Annotated in this window: 11 protein-coding genes; 7 read left to right on the top strand and 4 right to left on the bottom strand. The window is 72.5% G+C overall.

The features are described 5' to 3' along the window. Window positions 1-207: 207 nt before the first annotated feature. Both GFH48_RS13185 and GFH48_RS13180 read right to left on the bottom strand, forming a co-directional pair. The gene (locus tag GFH48_RS13185; protein ID WP_153288451.1) at window positions 208-3,231 is read right to left on the bottom strand and encodes an ATP-binding protein; all 3,024 of its coding nucleotides are present in this window, start codon (window positions 3,229-3,231) and stop codon (window positions 208-210) included. 517 nt (window positions 3,232-3,748) lie between these two features. Continuing rightward, the gene (locus GFH48_RS13180; protein ID WP_153288450.1) at window positions 3,749-5,302 is read right to left on the bottom strand and encodes an MFS transporter; all 1,554 of its coding nucleotides are present in this window, start codon (window positions 5,300-5,302) and stop codon (window positions 3,749-3,751) included. 110 nt (window positions 5,303-5,412) lie between these two features. On the opposite strand from GFH48_RS13180, the gene GFH48_RS13175 reads away from it, so the two are divergent. Further along, on the top strand, window positions 5,413-6,018 hold the full coding sequence (locus tag GFH48_RS13175; RefSeq protein ID WP_153288449.1) for a TetR/AcrR family transcriptional regulator: 606 nt from the start codon (window positions 5,413-5,415) through the stop codon (window positions 6,016-6,018). Window positions 6,019-6,119: 101 nt separating this feature from the next. Here the strand turns inward: GFH48_RS13175 and GFH48_RS13170 are convergent, their stop codons facing one another. After that, on the bottom strand, window positions 6,120-7,400 hold the full coding sequence (locus tag GFH48_RS13170; RefSeq protein ID WP_153288448.1) for a PucR family transcriptional regulator: 1,281 nt from the start codon (window positions 7,398-7,400) through the stop codon (window positions 6,120-6,122). 168 nt (window positions 7,401-7,568) lie between these two features. On the opposite strand from GFH48_RS13170, the gene GFH48_RS13165 reads away from it, so the two are divergent. The 4 genes from GFH48_RS13165 to GFH48_RS39700 all read left to right on the top strand — a co-directional run bounded on the left by GFH48_RS13165 (window position 7,569) and on the right by GFH48_RS39700 (window position 11,563). Continuing rightward, window positions 7,569-8,495 (top strand): proline dehydrogenase family protein, encoded by a 927-nt coding sequence (locus GFH48_RS13165; protein ID WP_153288447.1) that lies wholly within the window; start codon window positions 7,569-7,571, stop codon window positions 8,493-8,495. Between the two features lie 36 nt (window positions 8,496-8,531). Further along, window positions 8,532-10,163: an L-glutamate gamma-semialdehyde dehydrogenase gene (gene pruA, locus GFH48_RS13160; RefSeq protein ID WP_153288446.1), complete on the top strand. Its 1,632-nt coding sequence runs from the start codon at window positions 8,532-8,534 to the stop codon at window positions 10,161-10,163. A 174-nt stretch (window positions 10,164-10,337) separates the two neighbouring features. Continuing rightward, a complete protein-coding gene (locus GFH48_RS13155) occupies window positions 10,338-10,904 on the top strand; it encodes a GNAT family N-acetyltransferase (RefSeq protein ID WP_153288445.1) in 567 nt (188 codons plus the stop codon). Window positions 10,905-11,434: 530 nt separating this feature from the next. Continuing rightward, window positions 11,435-11,563: a hypothetical protein gene (locus GFH48_RS39700; protein WP_095852449.1), complete on the top strand. Its 129-nt coding sequence runs from the start codon at window positions 11,435-11,437 to the stop codon at window positions 11,561-11,563. Between the two features lie 119 nt (window positions 11,564-11,682). Here the strand turns inward: GFH48_RS39700 and GFH48_RS13150 are convergent, their stop codons facing one another. Further along, window positions 11,683-13,248 carry a purple acid phosphatase family protein gene (locus GFH48_RS13150; protein ID WP_153288444.1) on the bottom strand — a complete coding sequence of 522 codons (1,566 nt, stop codon included), beginning with the start codon at window positions 13,246-13,248 and terminating at the stop codon, window positions 11,683-11,685. A 143-nt stretch (window positions 13,249-13,391) separates the two neighbouring features. Here GFH48_RS13150 and GFH48_RS13145 point away from each other — a divergent pair, with 143 nt between their 5' ends. Then, on the top strand, window positions 13,392-14,435 hold the full coding sequence (locus GFH48_RS13145; RefSeq protein ID WP_153288443.1) for a 3-isopropylmalate dehydrogenase: 1,044 nt from the start codon (window positions 13,392-13,394) through the stop codon (window positions 14,433-14,435). Between the two features lie 274 nt (window positions 14,436-14,709). Continuing rightward, entirely contained in the window at window positions 14,710-15,816 is a 1,107-nt protein-coding gene (locus GFH48_RS13140) for a branched-chain amino acid aminotransferase (protein ID WP_153288442.1), read from the top strand. Window positions 15,817-15,943: the final 127 nt, after the last annotated feature.

Genomic DNA, 15,943 nt, shown 5'->3' with positions numbered 1-15,943 from the left:
CCCACCCCCGGCGACGGGCCGCGCCACGCGGATGACGTACGCGGTGTGCCGGTGTGCCGGTGTGCCGGTGTGCTCGTGTGCCGGTCCGTCCGTGTGCCCGTGTACTGATGTGGCCATGTACGGATGCGGCCGTCCGCCGGTCCTGGCTGTCTGCCGGTCCCGACCCTGTGCCGGTCTGTCCGTCGGGTCCGGCGCCCGTGGGCCGTGTCAGGCGGACGCGGTGGGTTCCGGTTCGATCAGGCCCTCGCGATAGGCGATGGCCACCGCCTCGGTGCGGCCGGCGGCGCCCAACTTGGCGAGGATGTTGGAGACATGGACGCTCGCCGTCTTGCCGCTGATGAACAGTTCCTCGCCGATCTGGCGGTTGGTGCGGCCCCGCGCGAGCAGCCGCAGTACGTCGCTCTCGCGGGCGGTCAGGGCCGCGACGCGGTCGGCGGCGGACGGTGGTCCGGCGAGACGGCCGCGCCGGATCAGGGCGTCCACCTCCTCGCGCAGCGGTACGGCACCGAGCCGGTCGGCGGTGTCACGGGCGGCGCGGGCCTGATCGGCGGCCTCCTCGCGCCGGTCCGCGACGAGCAACGCCTCGGCCAACCTCCTTCTGGAGCGCGCCAGTTCGTACGGATCGCCGTAGTCGAACGCGCTGACGACCCTTTCCCACGCGGCGACGGCCCGCTCCGGCGCGGTCCCGTCCGTCCGCGGGCCCGCACGCAGCCACTCCGCCTCGGCGCGGGCCAGCCAGGCGAGGCCTTCCGGGCCCTGCCGGGTCCCGTCCTCGCCCTGGGCCGCGGTGGTCCGGGCGACCTCCACCAGTTCGGAGGCGGTGGTCGCCCAGCGGAGAGCCCCGGCCTCGTCACCGCTCCGACGCAGCCGTACGGCCGTGTCGGCGACCGCGGAGAGCGCGAGCGCGGCGAGCCGCACACCGATGTCGGGCCGCCCGCCGCCGGAGCCGTCGCTGAGCGCGGTGAGGCTCTCGCGCATGACCGCGACGGCGCCCTCCGCGTCGCCGCGCAACGCCGCGGCGTCGGTCAGCACGATGCCCGCGACGAGTGAGGCCATCCAGTCGAACGGCCCGTCGAGCAGGGCGCGGGCACGCTCGGCGGCCCCCTGTTCGCCGCGCGCCAGGGCGACGTACAGCGCGGGACCGACGGCGAACCCGCCCGCCGGCGGCAGCCGTTCGGTGTCGGCGGCGGCAGCGTCGGCGCACTCGTCCCAGCGGCCCAGGGTGTAGAGGATCAGGGACTGGAGGTAGCGCAGCTCCAGCGCGTACGGAGAGGACAGGAGCCCGGAGCGGCCCGCTCGCTCCAGTCCCTCGGAGAGCCAGGTCAGGCACTCGTCCAGCGCCCCGGACTCGTAGCACCCGATGGCCAGGTTGAAGAGCGCGCGCATCTCGACGGAGACGTTGCCCGCGTCCCGGGCCAGGTCGCGGGCCCGCCGCAGGCGTTCCCGGCCCGGCGGCGTCCGCCGGTTGCCGTCCTCCAGACCGACCAGGGAGATGATCAGATCGGCCTGGGCGTCGGGCAGCCGGAGCTCCTCGGCGGTGCGCAGGGCCTGCCGGGCGACTCGCTGGGCGTCCTCGTCGTGGCCCATGTACCGCGCGGCCATGACGTGGGTGGCCGCGGCCCACACCCAGGTGTGCGAGGGGGGTTCGGCCGGGATCATCGCCAGCGCCTCGCTGCTGTACGTGTAGGCGGCCTTCGTGCTGTCGACGCGCATCAGATTGCCCGCGAGGGTGTAGCGGACGCGGGCGGCGAGTTCGGAGTCGGCGTCGGAACCCGCCCGGGCGAGCGCGGCGCGGGTGAGGGAGACCGCCCGGTGGGCGTCACCGGCGTGGGCGGCGGCCGCGGAGGCGCGCAGCGTGAGCGTCACGGGGCCGCCGGTCCGCGGGAGGGCGGCGGGGTCCACCGCCGACCACAGTTCGAGCACGGCCTCCAGGTGGCGCAGCTCCTCTGCGGGCGCGCCGAGGAGCTGGGCGTGGTCGGCGGCTTCCAGGGAGGCGGTGAGCGCGTCCGCCAGGTCGTGGCTCTCCCGCGAGTGGTGGGCGCGTTCGGCCGCGCGGGCCTGTCCGGCGAGGAGTCCGGCGAACGTGCCGTGCAGCCGTACCCGCTCGCCCGGCAGCAGATCGGCGTAGACGGCCTCGCGGGTCAGGGCGTGCCGGAAGGAGTAGGTGCCGTCGTCGCCGGGGACCAGCAGCTGTCGTCCGACGGCCTCGCGCAGCGCCGACTCCAGGGTGTCCTGCGGCAGTTGTACGGCGTCGTGCAACAGGCCGTGCTCGACACGCCGCCCGGCGACCGCGGCCGTGCGGAGCACCTGCTGGGCGGTGTCGGACAGTTGCTCGATCCGGATGAGGAGTACGTCGGCGAGGCCGCTCGGCATGGCGGGGGCGGCCGGGTCGACATCGCCGGGCAGCGCGGCGAGCAGCTCCTCCGCGTAGAAGGCGTTGCCCTCGGCGCGTTCCACGATCCGGCGGACGGTGGTGTCGGAGAGGACCTCCGCGCGCAGCGCGCGCACCAGACGTGCCACCTCGGCGTCGGCCATCGGGCGCAGTTCGAGACGGTCCACGGAGGGCAGCCGGACCAGTTCGGCGAGCAGGGGGCGCAGGGGGTGGCGGCGGTGCAGGTCGTCCGCGCGGTAGGAGGCGAAGACGGCCAGGCGGTGGGCCGGGGCGCCGGGCGCCGCGTTCTGCAGCAGTCCGCGGCTGAGGAGGAAGCGGAGGAGGTCGCGGGAGGACTGGTCGGCCCAGTGGAGGTCTTCGAGGACCAGGAGGAGGGGGGTGACGTCGGCGACGGCGGCCAGCAGGGCGGCCACCCCCTCGAAGAGCCGCAGGCGGCCGCCGGGGTCGGTGGTGCCGTCGTTGGTGCCGGTGCCGGTGCCGGTGCCGGTGCCGGTGCGGGTGCCGGTGCCGAGCAGTCGGTCGACCGCCGGGTGCGCGGCGAACGCGGACGTGAACCGCTCGTCCGCGGCGAGCATGCCGAGGATCTCCGTGAACGGGAGGTAGGGCAGGCCCACGTCGCCGAGGTCCACGCAGTGGCCTGTCAGCACCGTCGTGCCGGTGCGGGTGGCGTGGGCGGCGGCCTCCGTCAGGACGCGGGTCTTGCCGACGCCGGCGTCGCCGGAGACGAGGACCGCGCGGGGGGTGCCGTTCCTGGCGCGGTCCAGCACGTCGGTGAGGCGGGTGAGTTCGCCGGAGCGGCCTATGAGCGGCGTACCGAATGTCTGTGCCACGACGACCATCCTGGCACGCCGGCCCGACCGGCTCTTCGCCCCCGCCGCTCCTACCCGTCCCGCTCCCGGGGCTCCACCCCGGACCCCGCCAGGGGCGCCGCGCCCCCTGGACCCCCGCGTCGCCCGAAGGGCTCGTCCTCAAACGCCGGACGGGCTGAGAGTGCGGGCCCGCGCTGAAAGGCTGACGGCCGCACGGGGGGGGGTAGGCCTGCACCGGATAGTTACGGACTGGGTGAGGGTGTAGGTCCGCGCCGGATGGTTGCGGCCGGGCTGGAGGTGCGCGCCGACGCCGGATGGTTCAGGTCCGGTATCGGCTTCGGGCGTCAGCTTTGCGGCGCTGGCCCGCACCATCAGCCCGTCCGGCGTTCGAGGACGAGGTCGTTCAGGCCGATGCGGGGGTCTGGGGGCGGCAGCCCCCAGGGATGGGTCGGGTAGGGGCGGCGGGGGCGAAGGACCCCCGGGTTCCACGACCGCGCCCCCCGGCCGGAGGCCAGGGGCCAGGGGCCGCGCCCCTGGGGGCCGGATGTCAGGCGGGCGCCCGCTCAGGGCGCGGGCCCTGGCCCGCGCCCTCCCGCACCCGCACCCGCCGAAGCGTCACCGACGCCAGCACCGCCGCTCCCAGCAACAGCACCGCACCCGCGACCGCCGCCGCGTGCATCCCGTCGGTGAAGGCCTCGCGGGCCGTCCGGACCAGTGCCGCGCCCGTGTCGCCGGGCAGTCGGTGGGCGACCGACAGGGCGCCGCCGAGGGTCTCGCGGGCCGCGTCCGGGGCGTCGGACGCAATCCCGTGGCGATAGACCGCCGTGCCGATCGAGCCGAGGACGGCCATGCCCAGCGCACCCCCGAACTCGGCGCCGGTCTCCAGCAGGGAGGAGGCGGCGCCCGCGTCACCGACGGGGACCGTGCTCAGTGCCAGGTCCATCATCTGGGACATGACGACGACGATGCCGGCGGCGAGGACGCCGGCTCCGGCCAGGGCCCACCACAGAGCGTCCGTGCCGGTGAGCGTCAGCAGCCCGTAGCCGCAGGCGCCGAGGACGAATCCGCCGGAGACGACCTGGGCGCGGTGCACGCCCTTCTGCACCAACTGCGCGGCCACCGGCGCGGCGACGCCGACCAGGACCGTCGGGAGCAGCGCCCACAGGGCGGCCTCCATGGAGCTCTTGCCCAGCACCGACTGGAGGTACTGGGTGGTGAAGTACGCCGATCCCATCATCCCGAACGAGGAGACGAGGTTGAGGACGACGGCAGGCGCGAAGCCGTGGCCGCGGAACAACTCGGGGGAGATCAGCGGGGATTCGGCGGTGCGCTGACGCCGGACGAAGAGGGCGGCGAAGAGGAGACCGGCGGCGATCGAGAGGACGTACTCGAACTTCCAGCCCTCGGAGGGGATTTCCTTGATGCCGTAGATGACGGGGAGCACGGCCGCCATCGACAGCGGGACGCTCGGCAGGTCGAAGCGGCCCGGCCGCGGGTTCTTGGACTCGGGGAGCAGGACCGGGCCGAGGGCCAGCAGGAGTGCCATCGCGGGCAGGTTGACCAGGAAGACCGAGCCCCACCAGAAGTACTGCACCAGGACCCCGCTCATCACCGAGCCGAGCGCGACGCCCCCGGTCATGACACCGGACCACAGACCGATGGCCTTCGCGCGCTGACCGGGGTCCGTGAACATCGTGCGGATGATCGCCATCGTCGACGGCATCAGGGTCGCGCCGCCGACGCCTAGGAGCGCGCGGGCCGCGATCAGCGTCTCCGGGCTGTCGGCGTAGGCCGCGAGGGCGGACGCCGCACCGAACGCGGCGGCGCCGAACAGAAGGAGCCGGCGGCGGCCGATGCGGTCGCCGAGCGATCCCATCGTCATCAGCAGACCGGCGAGCACGAACGCGTAGATGTCGAAGATCCACAGCTGCTGGGTGCCGCTCGGCTCCAGGTCCGCGCTGATCGCGGGGATCGCGAAGTAGAGGACCGAGACGTCCATGGAGACGAGGAGCAGCGGAAGCATCAGGACACCGAGGGCGGTCCATTCGCGGCGGCCGGCGCGTGCGCCGGGTGCGGGGGTGGTGCGCGTCGGGTTCGTCATGCCGGGAACTGTACGGATGTCATATACGGTTGTCTAGTACGAGCGTTTAGGACATTCGTATGTGACGGACGTATGGGACGTTTGTATGGATCGGAGGTAGGGTGAGCCGCATGGGACACCGTGAGGATCTGCTCGAAGGCGCCAAGCGCTGCCTGCTGGAGAAGGGGTTCGTGCGTACGACCGCGCGCGACATCGTGAAGGAGTCGGGGACGAACCTGGCGTCCATCGGTTACCACTACGGGTCGAAGGACGCGCTGCTCACCCAGGCGTTCGTGGAACTCGTGCAGGAGTGGGGCGAGAAGTCCGGCCATCATCCGGAGCAGGAGGACACGCCCGGGGGTTCGGTCGAGCGCTTCCACAGCGTGTGGGCGCGGATGCTGGATTCCTTCGAGGAGTACCGGCCCGTGTGGGCGGCCAGCATGGAGGTCGTGACCCAGGGGGAGCGGGTGCCGGAGCTGCGCGAGCTGATGGCGCACGCGCAGACCGAGGGGCGGGCCGGGCTGACCGCGATGCTGCTGGGCCTGGACGAGGAGAGCCTCGACGAGCGGACCGTGAAGTCCGTCGGCGGCTTCTACCAGGCGCTCCTCAACGGGCTGATGGTGCAGTGGCTCTTCGATCCGGTGAGCGCGTCGACCGCGGACGACCTGACGGAGGGACTGCGCCGTGTGATCGAGGCGGCGGGCGCCGCGCGACGGGACGACGCGGTCTCTCCGTGACCGTCCCCGGCGGGTCGACGGTCTGTCCGTGACCGTCCCCGGTGGGGCGACGGCCCCCCGGGGTCACTTCGGCCGGGCGGGGGAGCGAGTGCCCCTGTTCCTCACAGCCGTGCCGCCTTGAGCGCCATGTGCAGCAGCAGGCGGTCCTCGCCGTCGTCCAGGTCGAGACCCGTCAGCTGCTCGACGCGGGAGAGGCGGTAGTAGAGCGTCTGCCGGTGGATGCCCAGTTCGGCCGCGGTGCGCCCGGCCTGGCCCGCGCGGTCGAGGAACACCTCGGCGGTGCGGGCGAGTTCGTGGTGGGCGGGGGAGAGGAGGGTGCGGACGGCGGGGTCCTGGGCGGTCTCCGGAAGGAGCGTGGTGAGGAGGCGGTACGGGCCGATCGACGACCACTCGGCGACCGGGCCGAGGCGGGGCTCGGCGAGGACCGCGCGGGCGGCGGCGGACGCCTCCTGCCAGCCGGCCCCCAGCTCCGCGAGCCCCACCCGCGCCCCGGCGACCCCGGCCGCCGCCCGTGCTCCCGGGGCTCCGGCGCCTCCGGTACGTTCCCCCTCCGCCTCGCGGACGAACCGGGCGGCCGCCGTCAGGGCCGGGGTCAGCACCTCGGGCGAGCGCAGCCGGACCAGCAGGGCCAGGCTCCGGGCGGACTCCGTCCCCGCACCGCCGGGGGCGGAGGCGCCGACGCCCCACGGCACCGTGCACAGGGCGGTGGCACCCGGCACCGTACGGGCCGACGGGGCGTCGTCCGGGTCGGCCGAGGGCCACGGCGCGACGCACACCAGCGTGTGCAGGCCTTCACCGCGCGGGCCGAGGGCCGTGCGCAGTTCGGCCACGGCCATGTCCCGCTGCCAGCCCCGTTCGGCGGTGAGCACGGCCCGCAGTTCGCGCGTCAGGTCCGCGCCCGCCTGGGCCTCGTCCGCGAGCAGCGCGCCGATCCGGGAGGCGACCTCCATGGCGGCGTCCAGCCGCTCCCGCGCCGGCCCGGGGTCGTCGTCCAGGAGCCACACGTAGCCCAGCACGACACCCCGATGGCGTACGGGCAGGCAGACGCGTCCCCGGTAGACGCCCGCCTCCGGCGTCGGCGGAATCCGGACCGGGCCGGTGGCCCGGGCGATGCCGAAGCCCTCGAACCAGGCGCGGACCGCCGGGGTCGAGCGGCGGGTGAGGATCGAGCGGGTACGGACGGGGTCGAGGGCGGCCGCGTCGAAATCGTCGTCGCCGTCACTCCCGTACGCGGCGAAGGCGATCAGCTCGAAGTCCCGGTTCTCCAGGGTCGCGGGGGCGTCGAGCAGCGCCGAGATCTCGTCGACCAGCTCCTGGTACTCGCCGCCGCCGGCCGTTCTGCCCGCCTTGAAATCGCCCGTCACACGGGCATTCTCCCCCATCTCCCGAGAACCTTCATACAGATGTCTGAGATCCAGGGCACGGATGCGTGACAGCTGTCGATGGCCGAGGATCGGGGGGATCCTTAGGTTTCACGGTGGTTCCCCGTGCCGTCCCCGCCTGTCGTTCGCGGGGGTCAGCGGCCGTCCGTACTTTCCGTGGAGGTGCCCGTGCTGGGTCCCGTGATTCTCGCCGCGTCGCGCAGCGACCGCATGCGCCGTTTCGTGTCGGCGGCCCCCGGCACCAAGCAGGTGGTCTCCCGTTTCATCGCCGGTGAGAGCGTCGACCAGGTCGTCCCGGTCGTGCGGGACGCCGTCGCCAAGGGGCTCGCGGTCACCCTGGACGTCGTCGGCGAGGACATCACCACGCGGGAACAGGCCTTCGCCGCCCGCGACGCCTACCTGGAGCTCATCGACCACCTCAGGGAACTGGACCTCGGCACGAAGGCCGAGATGTCCGTCAAGCTCTCGATGTTCGGCCAGGCACTGGGGGGCGGCCACGAACTGGCCCTCGCCAACGTCCGTCCGGTCGTCGAGGCCGCGGCCGCCATCGGCACCACGGTCACGCTGGACGCGGAGGACCACACCACCCTCGACTCGATGTTCGCCATCCACGAGGAGCTGCGGAAGGACTTCCCCGCGACCGGTTGCGTCATCCAGGCGTACCTGTTCCGCACCGAGGCCGACGCCCGCCGCCTCGCCGCGAACGGCAGCCGCGTACGCCTCGTGAAGGGCGCCTACAAGGAGCCCGCCGAGGTCGCGTACCAGGACAAGGCCGAGACCGACAAGGCGTACGTCCGTATCCTGCGCATCCTGATGGAGGGCGAGGGCTACCCGATGATCGGGTCCCACGACCCGCGCCTGATCTCCATCGCGCAGGAACTGGCCCGCAGGGCCGGCCGCAAGCTCGACGAGTACGAGTTCCAGATGCTCTACGGCATCCGCGGCGAGGAGCACCTGCGGCTCGCCGCCGAGGGCCACCGCATGCGTGTGTACACCGCGTACGGCACCGACTGGTACGGCTACTTCATGCGCCGCCTCGCGGAGAAGCCCGCCAACCTGCTCTTCTTCGCCCGCTCGATCCTCACCAAGGGCTGAGTCCGAACCACCGCTCACTAAGGAGTTACGGAACCCATGGACGCTGTGACCCAGGTCCCCACCCCCGTCAACGAGCCGGTGCACGGCTACGCCCCCGGCTCGCCGGAGCGCGTTCGTCTGGAGGCCAAGCTCAAGGAGCTGGCCGAGAACCCGATCGAGCTGTCGATGACCATCGGCGGCCAGAAGCGGCTCGGCGGCGGTGAGCGCTTCGAGGTCGTGCAGCCGCACAACCACAAGGCCGTCATCGGCACCGGCGCGCACGCCACCCGGGCCGACGCCCAGGACGCCATCGACGCGGCCCTCGCGGCCGCGCCCGCCTGGCGCGCCATGTCCTTCGACGACCGCGCCGCGATCATCCTGCGCGCCGCCGAGCTGCTGGCCGGCCCCTGGCGCGAGACCCTCGCGGCCTCCACGATGCTCGGCCAGTCGAAGACGGCCCAGCAGGCCGAGATCGACTGCCCCTGCGAACTGGTCGACTTCTGGCGCTTCAACGTCGCCTACGCCCGGCAGATCCTCGCCGAGCAGCCCCCGGCCAACTCGCCGGGCGTCTGGAACCGTCTCGACCACCGCCCGCTCGAAGGCTTCGTCTACGCGATCACGCCCTTCAACTTCACGGCGATCGCCGGCAACCTGCCGACGGCTCCCGCGCTGATGGGCAACGTCGTCGTCTGGAAGCCGTCCCCGACCCAGACCCACGCCGCCGTGCTGCTGATGCGGCTGCTGGAGGAGGCCGGTCTGCCGAAGGGTGTCATCAACCTCGTCACCGGTGACGGCATCGAGGTCTCCGAGGTGGCGCTGGAGCACCGCGATCTCGCGGGCATCCACTTCACCGGCTCGACCAAGACCTTCCAGTACCTGTGGAAGACGGTCGGCGGCAACATCGAGAAGTACCGCTCGTACCCGCGCCTGGTGGGCGAGACCGGCGGCAAGGACTTCGTGGTCGCCCACCCGTCGGCCGACCGCGCGATCCTCAAGACGGCCCTGACCCGCGGTGCCTTCGAGTACCAGGGCCAGAAGTGCTCAGCGACCTCGCGCGCCTACATCCCGGCGTCGATCTGGAACTCCGGGTTCAAGGAGGAGTTCGCGGCCGAGGTCGACGGCCTGACCATGGGCGACGTCACCGACCTGACGAACTTCGTCGGCGCGGTCATCGACGAGCGGTCGTTCGCCAAGAACAAGGCGGCGATCGACCGGGCGAAGTCCGACCCGGCCTGCACGGTCGTCGCGGGCGGCTCGTACGACGACTCCGTCGGCTACTTCGTCCGTCCCACGGTCGTCGAGTGCTCGGACCCGGAGAACGAGGTCTTCAAGACGGAGTACTTCGGTCCGTTCCTCGCCGTGCACGTCTACGAGGACGACGCGTACGACGCGATGCTGACCCAGATGGAGTCGGCCTCCGACTACGCGCTGACCGGCTCGGTCGTCTCGGGCGACCGCGCGGCCGCCGCGTACACGATGGAGAAGCTCCGCTACGCCGCGGGCAACTTCTACATCAACGACAAGTCGACCGGCGCCGTCGTCGGCCAGCAGCCCTTCGGCGGCGGCCGTGCCTCCGGCACGAACGACAAGGCGGGCGCCCCGCAGAACCTGATGCGCTGGACGCTGACCCGCGCCATCAAGGAGACGCTGGTGCCGCCGACCGACTACACGTACCCCCACATGGGCTGACGCCCACGGGATGTCGGACGCGGGCCGGACGGCCGCCGATCGGGGCGGCCGTCCGGCCCGCGCGTGTGCGAGGTCGCCGCCGTGCCGGGCGCCCGCGGGCGCCCGGACCGGGCCGCGGGCGGTCCGGCGCGCGAGCCGATCGACGGCCGCGGGGGACGCCGGGATACTGGGCGGATGGCCACCCGACTGCGGACCGCCCACACCGCGGACCTCGCGCCCGCCGAACTCCACGCGGTCCGCGCCTTCCTGGACGACGCCTTCGGCGGGGACTTCGGTGACGAGGACTGGGACCACGGCCTCGGTGGCATCCACGCCCTCGTGCACGACGACAAGGGCCTCGCGGGCCACGGCTCCGTGATCCAGCGCCGGGTGCTGCACCGGGGCCACTCGCTGCGAGTCGGCTACGTGGAGGCCGTGGGCGTACGGGCCGACGTGCGCAGGCGCGGTCATGGCGGCCGGGTCATGGCGGCCCTTGAGCGGGTGATCGAGGGTTCGTACGCGTTGGGAGCTCTCTCCGCCAGCGAGGAGGGCGGTCCCCTGTACGCGGCTCGTGGCTGGCAGCTCTGGCCGGGCCGGATCTGCGCGCTGGGACCCGGGGGTGTGGTGCGCCTGCCGGACGAGGAGGGCAGCACGTTCGTACGGCCCGTCGCCGCCGCGGGCACCCGGGGCCGCCCCCCGCGCGGCGCCCTCGACCCGGCCCACGAGCTGGTCTTCGACTGGCGCGAGGGAGACGTGCTGTGACCCCGGCCCCCGCGCGTGCCTGACTCCCTCTTCCCGGCCTCCTCCCTCGTCCCGACCTCCCACCGGTCGGCCGTAGGCCTCGGGGTGACTTCCGCCTCGATCGCGCCGCGCGGGGACGCGGCGCCGCCGGGCGTACCGCGCACGCGGTCGTGGTCGTGGAGGCAGACGTGCTCGCGGCCGTCGCGGCCCGGCACGCTCCGCCCGCAGCCGGTCCCAGGGGCCGGCGGCGCGGCGGCACCTCGCGGCGGGAGATGCCGCGCGGACCGTCGGCGCTGGTCAGGACAGGGTCACCCGATCCGCCGTCTCAGATAGTAGGAAGTCCGAGTAATTGTGGAGACAGATGCTCCGTCCTCGCTTACGTTTGTAGGAGCCGAACGTCTCGCTAGACCAAGCGAATGGCGGTCGTGAGCCGGCGCCCCTGGCAGGCAATCCCTGCGGCACCGCTCCCCGCCCCTTCCGGCGTCTCGTAATCCCTCACCGCATTTCCGGCCGCCCGCCCAGGGTCCCCGGAGGCAAGGAGTCGATTCATCATGGCCGAGACGACCGTCCGCCGAGTCCGTCACGTTTCCCGTTCGAGTGAGTCCGACCGCAAGAACGCGGCGGCCGCCCTCCAGCGAGCCCTGGACCGCAGGGACAACGGCGGTGAGACGGGCCACTGAGGCCCGTCCCCCGCCCCCCGTCCACCCGCGCCCCGGGCCCGCCGCCCGGCGTCGCGCGGCCCTGTGGGCCGTCCGCCCCCTGAACCGGGAGCCGCACCCGAACGAGGTGCGGCGCGGGGTCACGCTCCGCGCCGCACCTCGAAGTAGTCGATCCGCCTGCCGTTCTGGGCGAGCGCCGACACCTTGAGCTTCGGCGTCGCGCCGGTCTCCGCCTCCACCGAGAGGAAGGAGTACCCGGTGTAGCGCACGCGCGACCACTCCACGGTGTCGTGCTGCTGGTGCCGCGACTTCGTCCAGTGGAAGGTCCTGACGGGCTCGTGGTGTGCGGCCTTCCCCTCGTAGCTGTCCCGCACCCCCTCGGGGAACCGGTACAGGCTCTTGCCCGCCCCGCCCGCCGTGACGTACACGATCCCGTCCCGGGTCGGATCGGTCGACGCGCCGACCGGCACCGGCCTGCCCACCCTGCCGCCCCTGATCGCGTCGGTGCGCTCGTACACGTGGTTGTGCCCGTTGATCACCAGGTCCACCTGGTGCTTGGCGAACAGCGGGAGCCAGGCGTCGCGCACGCCGCCGTCGGAGGCGTGGGTCGAGGTCGAGTAGGCGCAGTGATGGAAGAAGACCACCACGAAGTCGACCGTCCCGCGCAGTTCACCGAGCCGCCTGTCGAGCCAGGCCGTCTGCCGGCCGTCCGTGTAGCCCTTGTTGGCGGGGATCTCGTACGACACGTCGTTCGCGTCGAGTGCCACGATCCCCACGTTGCCGTACGTGAAGGAGTACACGCCCGGCGCGTGGCGGGCGTCGAAGCCGTTGTCCGGGAGGGACCAGCGTGCCGACTGGCCGCCGTACCCGTTCGGCGAGTACCAGGCCTCCATGTCGTGGTTGCCGGTCGTCACCATCCACGGCACCGACCTCGCCACCGGTTCGGTCTGCCTGAGGAACAGGTCCCAGGCGGTCGGGTCGTAGACGTCGGACTTCGCGCCGAGACCCACCGAGTCCGCATAGCAGATGTCGCCCGCGTGCAGATGGAAGGCCGGATGCCGGCCCAGCAGCACCTTGTCGTTGGCGAGCGCGTCGGGGCTGACGCCCTGGTCCCCGAAGGCGGTGAAGACGAACTTCTCCGGGCCAGCGGGCGCGGTTCGGAAGGAGCCGACCGTGGAGTGCCGCTCCCGCGACGCCGGGTCGAACCCCTCGTGGCCGACCCCGTAGTAGTACGTCGTGCCGGGCCGCAGGTTGTCCAGCGCCGCGTGCAGGTAGTACTGGTCCAGCGCGAACCGCTGGCCGGCCAGGCCCGGCGTGTGCAGGTCGCGGACCTCCGCCTCGATCCTCCGGCTCAGCCCCCAGGGCGTCAGCCCCACCCGCACGTACGGCTTGCGGACCGCCAGCGGCACCTGCCAGGAGATCCGCATCTGGGTCTTGGGGTCCGCCCCGAAGGCGAGATGCCGGCCGAAGGGCGTGACGGCGGAACCGTGCACCTGCCCGGTCGCGGAGGCCGCCGCCGGGACCGACGCGCGCGCCGGTCTCTCCGTGCCGGACGCGCAGCCGGCCAGCAGCCCACCGCCGGCGAAGGCGCCCGCCGCGGTCAGCGCGCGGCGCCGGGTGAGCTTCGTCCGCAGGTACTCGTGCTGCTCGGCCATGCTCATACGGCGCGCGAGCTGCTCGGGGATGCCGACGTCGGGAGTGTCCATGTTCGAGAACTTCCCAGCGAGGCCCAACGGGCGCCGTACATACGGGTGAACACAGGGCGACGGGTTGGCGTGCGGCGGCACCGGCTCGTCCGTATGGCGGACACGTCGTGTCATCCCATGGGACAGGGGAGTACGGTGCCTCCATGTCTCGCAGCATCAATCTCGCAGTGATCCCCGGTGACGGCATCGGCCAGGAGGTCGTGGCCCAGGGGCTGAAGGTGCTCTCCGCCGTCCTTCCGCAGGATGTGAAGCTGGAGACCAAGGACTTCGACTTCGGCGCCCGGCGCTACCACGCGACCGGTGAGACCCTCACCGACGCCGACCTCGACGCCCTGAAGCGGCACGACGCGATCCTCCTCGGCGCGATCGGCGACCCCTCGGTCCCGTCCGGCGTCCTGGAGCGGGGCTTCCTGCTCAAGCTGCGCTTCGCCTTCGACCACCACGTCAACCTGCGTCCCTCGAAGCTGCTCCCCGGGGTCGCCACCCCGCTGGCCGGTCAGCCCGAGATCGACTTCGTGGTGGTCCGCGAGGGCACCGAGGGCCCGTACACCGGCAACGGCGGCACCATCCGCAAGGGCACCGAGCACGAGGTCGCCACCGAGGTCTCCGTCAACACGGCCTTCGGTGTCGAGCGGGTCGTCCGTGACGCCTTCGCCCGCGCCCAGGCCCGCCCGCGCAAGAAGCTGGCGCTCATCCACAAGAACAACGTGCTGACCTTCGCCGGTCACCTGTGGACGAACGTCTTCAACAGGGTGGCCGGGGAGTTCCCCGAGGTCACCACCGAGTACATGCACGTGGACGCGGCGACGATCTACCTCGTCACGCAGCCCGAGCGCTTCGACGTGATCGTCACCGACAACCTCTTCGGCGACATCATCACCGACCTCGCCGCGGCCGTCTCCGGCGGTATCGGCGTCGCCGCCTCGGGCAACATCAACCCGAGCGGCGAGTTCCCGTCGATGTTCGAGCCCGTGCACGGCTCCGCGCCGGACATCGCGGGCCAGGGCAAGGCCGACCCCAGCGCCACCGTCCTGTCCGTCGCGCTCCTGCTGCGCCACCTCGGCTACGAGCCCGAGGCCGCCCGTATCGAGGACGCCGTCTCCGCCGACCTCGCCGAGCGTGTCGGGCAGCCCGCCCGCAGCACCGAGGAGATCGGCGACGCGCTCGCCGTACGAGTAGCCGGCTGACCCCGCGCGCTCACCCCAACGAAGCAGCCGCCGGGTCGCAACCGCGCCCGGCGGCTTTTCTTCTGCCCTCGCCGGGTGCCACCATCAACCCCTGGGCAACCCCATGGGCCGCATTCACCCCGTTTTCGTCCACGGCCCCGAGCGCGCGATACTCGCGCGATAATCGAACGCGGAGCCGCTGAATGAGGGAATGCTCGGACGTCCTAGCACTGGCCACTGGCAGTACAGGCGTGAGCGCGGCCCGTCACACACAACCGGTGAAGGACAACCACTCATGACGACGCCCACGATCGAGCTCAAGCCCTCCTCGCAGCCCCGCTCGGATGCGGAGCGCGAGGCGCTTCTGACCAGCCCCGGGTTCGGCCGCCACTTCACCGACCACATGGTGACGATCAAGTGGACCGAGGGCCGCGGCTGGCACGACGGTCAGCTCGTTCCGTACGGCCCGCTCTCTCTCGACCCGGCGAACATGACCCTGCACTACGCGCAGGAGATCTTCGAGGGACTCAAGGCCTACCGTCAGCCCGACGGCTCCGTGGCCACCTTCCGCCCGGACAAGAACGCCCGCCGCTTCCAGGCCTCCGCCCGTCGCCTTGGCATGCCGGAGCTTCCGGTGGAGACGTTCATCGAGGCCTGTGACGTGCTGGTCCAGCAGGACAGGGCCTGGGTCCCGGCGCACGGCGGCGAGGAGTCCCTCTACCTCCGCCCGTTCATGATCGCGACCGAGGTCGGGCTCGGGGTGAAGCCCGCCAACGAGTACCTGTTCCTCGTCATCGCCTCCCCGGCCGGCGCCTACTTCCCGGGCGGCGTGAAGCCCGTGTCCATCTGGCTCTCCGAGGACCGTGTGCGCGCCGTCCCCGGCGGCATGGGCGACGCCAAGACCGGCGGCAACTACGCCGCCTCGCTGCTCGCGCAGGCCGAGGCCGCCGCCAAGGGCTGCGACCAGGTCTGCTACCTCGACGCGGTCGAGCACCAGTGGATCGAGGAACTCGGCGGTATGAACCTGTACTTCGTGTACGGCGGCGCGTCCGGTGAGAAGCCGGTGATCGTCACCCCCTCGCTCACCGGTTCCATCCTGGAGGGCGTCACCCGCGACTCCCTGCTCACCGTGGCCCGCGACCTCGGCTACGAGTCCCGTGAGGGCCGCGTCTCCATCGACCAGTGGCAGCGCGACGCCGAGAACGGCACGCTGACCGAGGTCTTCGCCTGCGGCACCGCGGCGGTCATCACCCCGGTCGGCACGGTCAAGCGCACGGGCGCCGAGTGGAAGCAGTCCGGCGGAGAGCCCGGCGAGGTCACCATGAAGCTGCGCGAGGCGCTCCTCGACATCCAGCGCGGTGTCAGCGAGGACCGGCACGGCTGGATGCACCCGCTGGGTTAGGCCCGCGCGCCCCTGGTGCCCGCCGGTCTCCGGCGATCCACGCCTCCGCCGGTCCCCGTCGCCCCGAAAGGAGCGCGGGGACCGGCGGTTCGTGCACGCGGACGGGACGGACGGGACGGAGGGGACC

Origin of the sequence: Streptomyces fagopyri (assembly GCF_009498275.1) — a bacterium.
In the GTDB taxonomy this organism is placed as follows: Bacteria; Actinomycetota; Actinomycetes; order Streptomycetales; family Streptomycetaceae; genus Streptomyces; species Streptomyces fagopyri.
Note: the sequence above shows the minus strand (reverse complement) of the source record. Positions and strands in the feature narration are given on the sequence as shown.

Excerpts from the sequence above, each read along its gene's own strand:
- GFH48_RS13150 (WP_153288444.1), bottom strand. The coding sequence starts at position 13,248 with ATGGACACTCCCGACGTCGGCATCCCCGAGCAGCTCGCGCGCCGTATG.
- pruA (WP_153288446.1), top strand. The coding sequence starts at position 8,532 with ATGGACGCTGTGACCCAGGTCCCCACCCCCGTCAACGAGCCGGTGCAC.
- GFH48_RS13180 (WP_153288450.1), bottom strand. The coding sequence starts at position 5,302 with ATGACGAACCCGACGCGCACCACCCCCGCACCCGGCGCACGCGCCGGC.
- GFH48_RS13175 (WP_153288449.1), top strand. The coding sequence starts at position 5,413 with ATGGGACACCGTGAGGATCTGCTCGAAGGCGCCAAGCGCTGCCTGCTG.
- GFH48_RS39700 (WP_095852449.1), top strand. The coding sequence starts at position 11,435 with ATGGCCGAGACGACCGTCCGCCGAGTCCGTCACGTTTCCCGTTCGAGT.
- GFH48_RS13170 (WP_153288448.1), bottom strand. The coding sequence starts at position 7,400 with ATGGGGGAGAATGCCCGTGTGACGGGCGATTTCAAGGCGGGCAGAACG.
- GFH48_RS13155 (WP_153288445.1), top strand. The coding sequence starts at position 10,338 with ATGGCCACCCGACTGCGGACCGCCCACACCGCGGACCTCGCGCCCGCC.
- GFH48_RS13145 (WP_153288443.1), top strand. The coding sequence starts at position 13,392 with ATGTCTCGCAGCATCAATCTCGCAGTGATCCCCGGTGACGGCATCGGC.
- GFH48_RS13185 (WP_153288451.1), bottom strand. The coding sequence starts at position 3,231 with ATGGTCGTCGTGGCACAGACATTCGGTACGCCGCTCATAGGCCGCTCC.
- GFH48_RS13140 (WP_153288442.1), top strand. The coding sequence starts at position 14,710 with ATGACGACGCCCACGATCGAGCTCAAGCCCTCCTCGCAGCCCCGCTCG.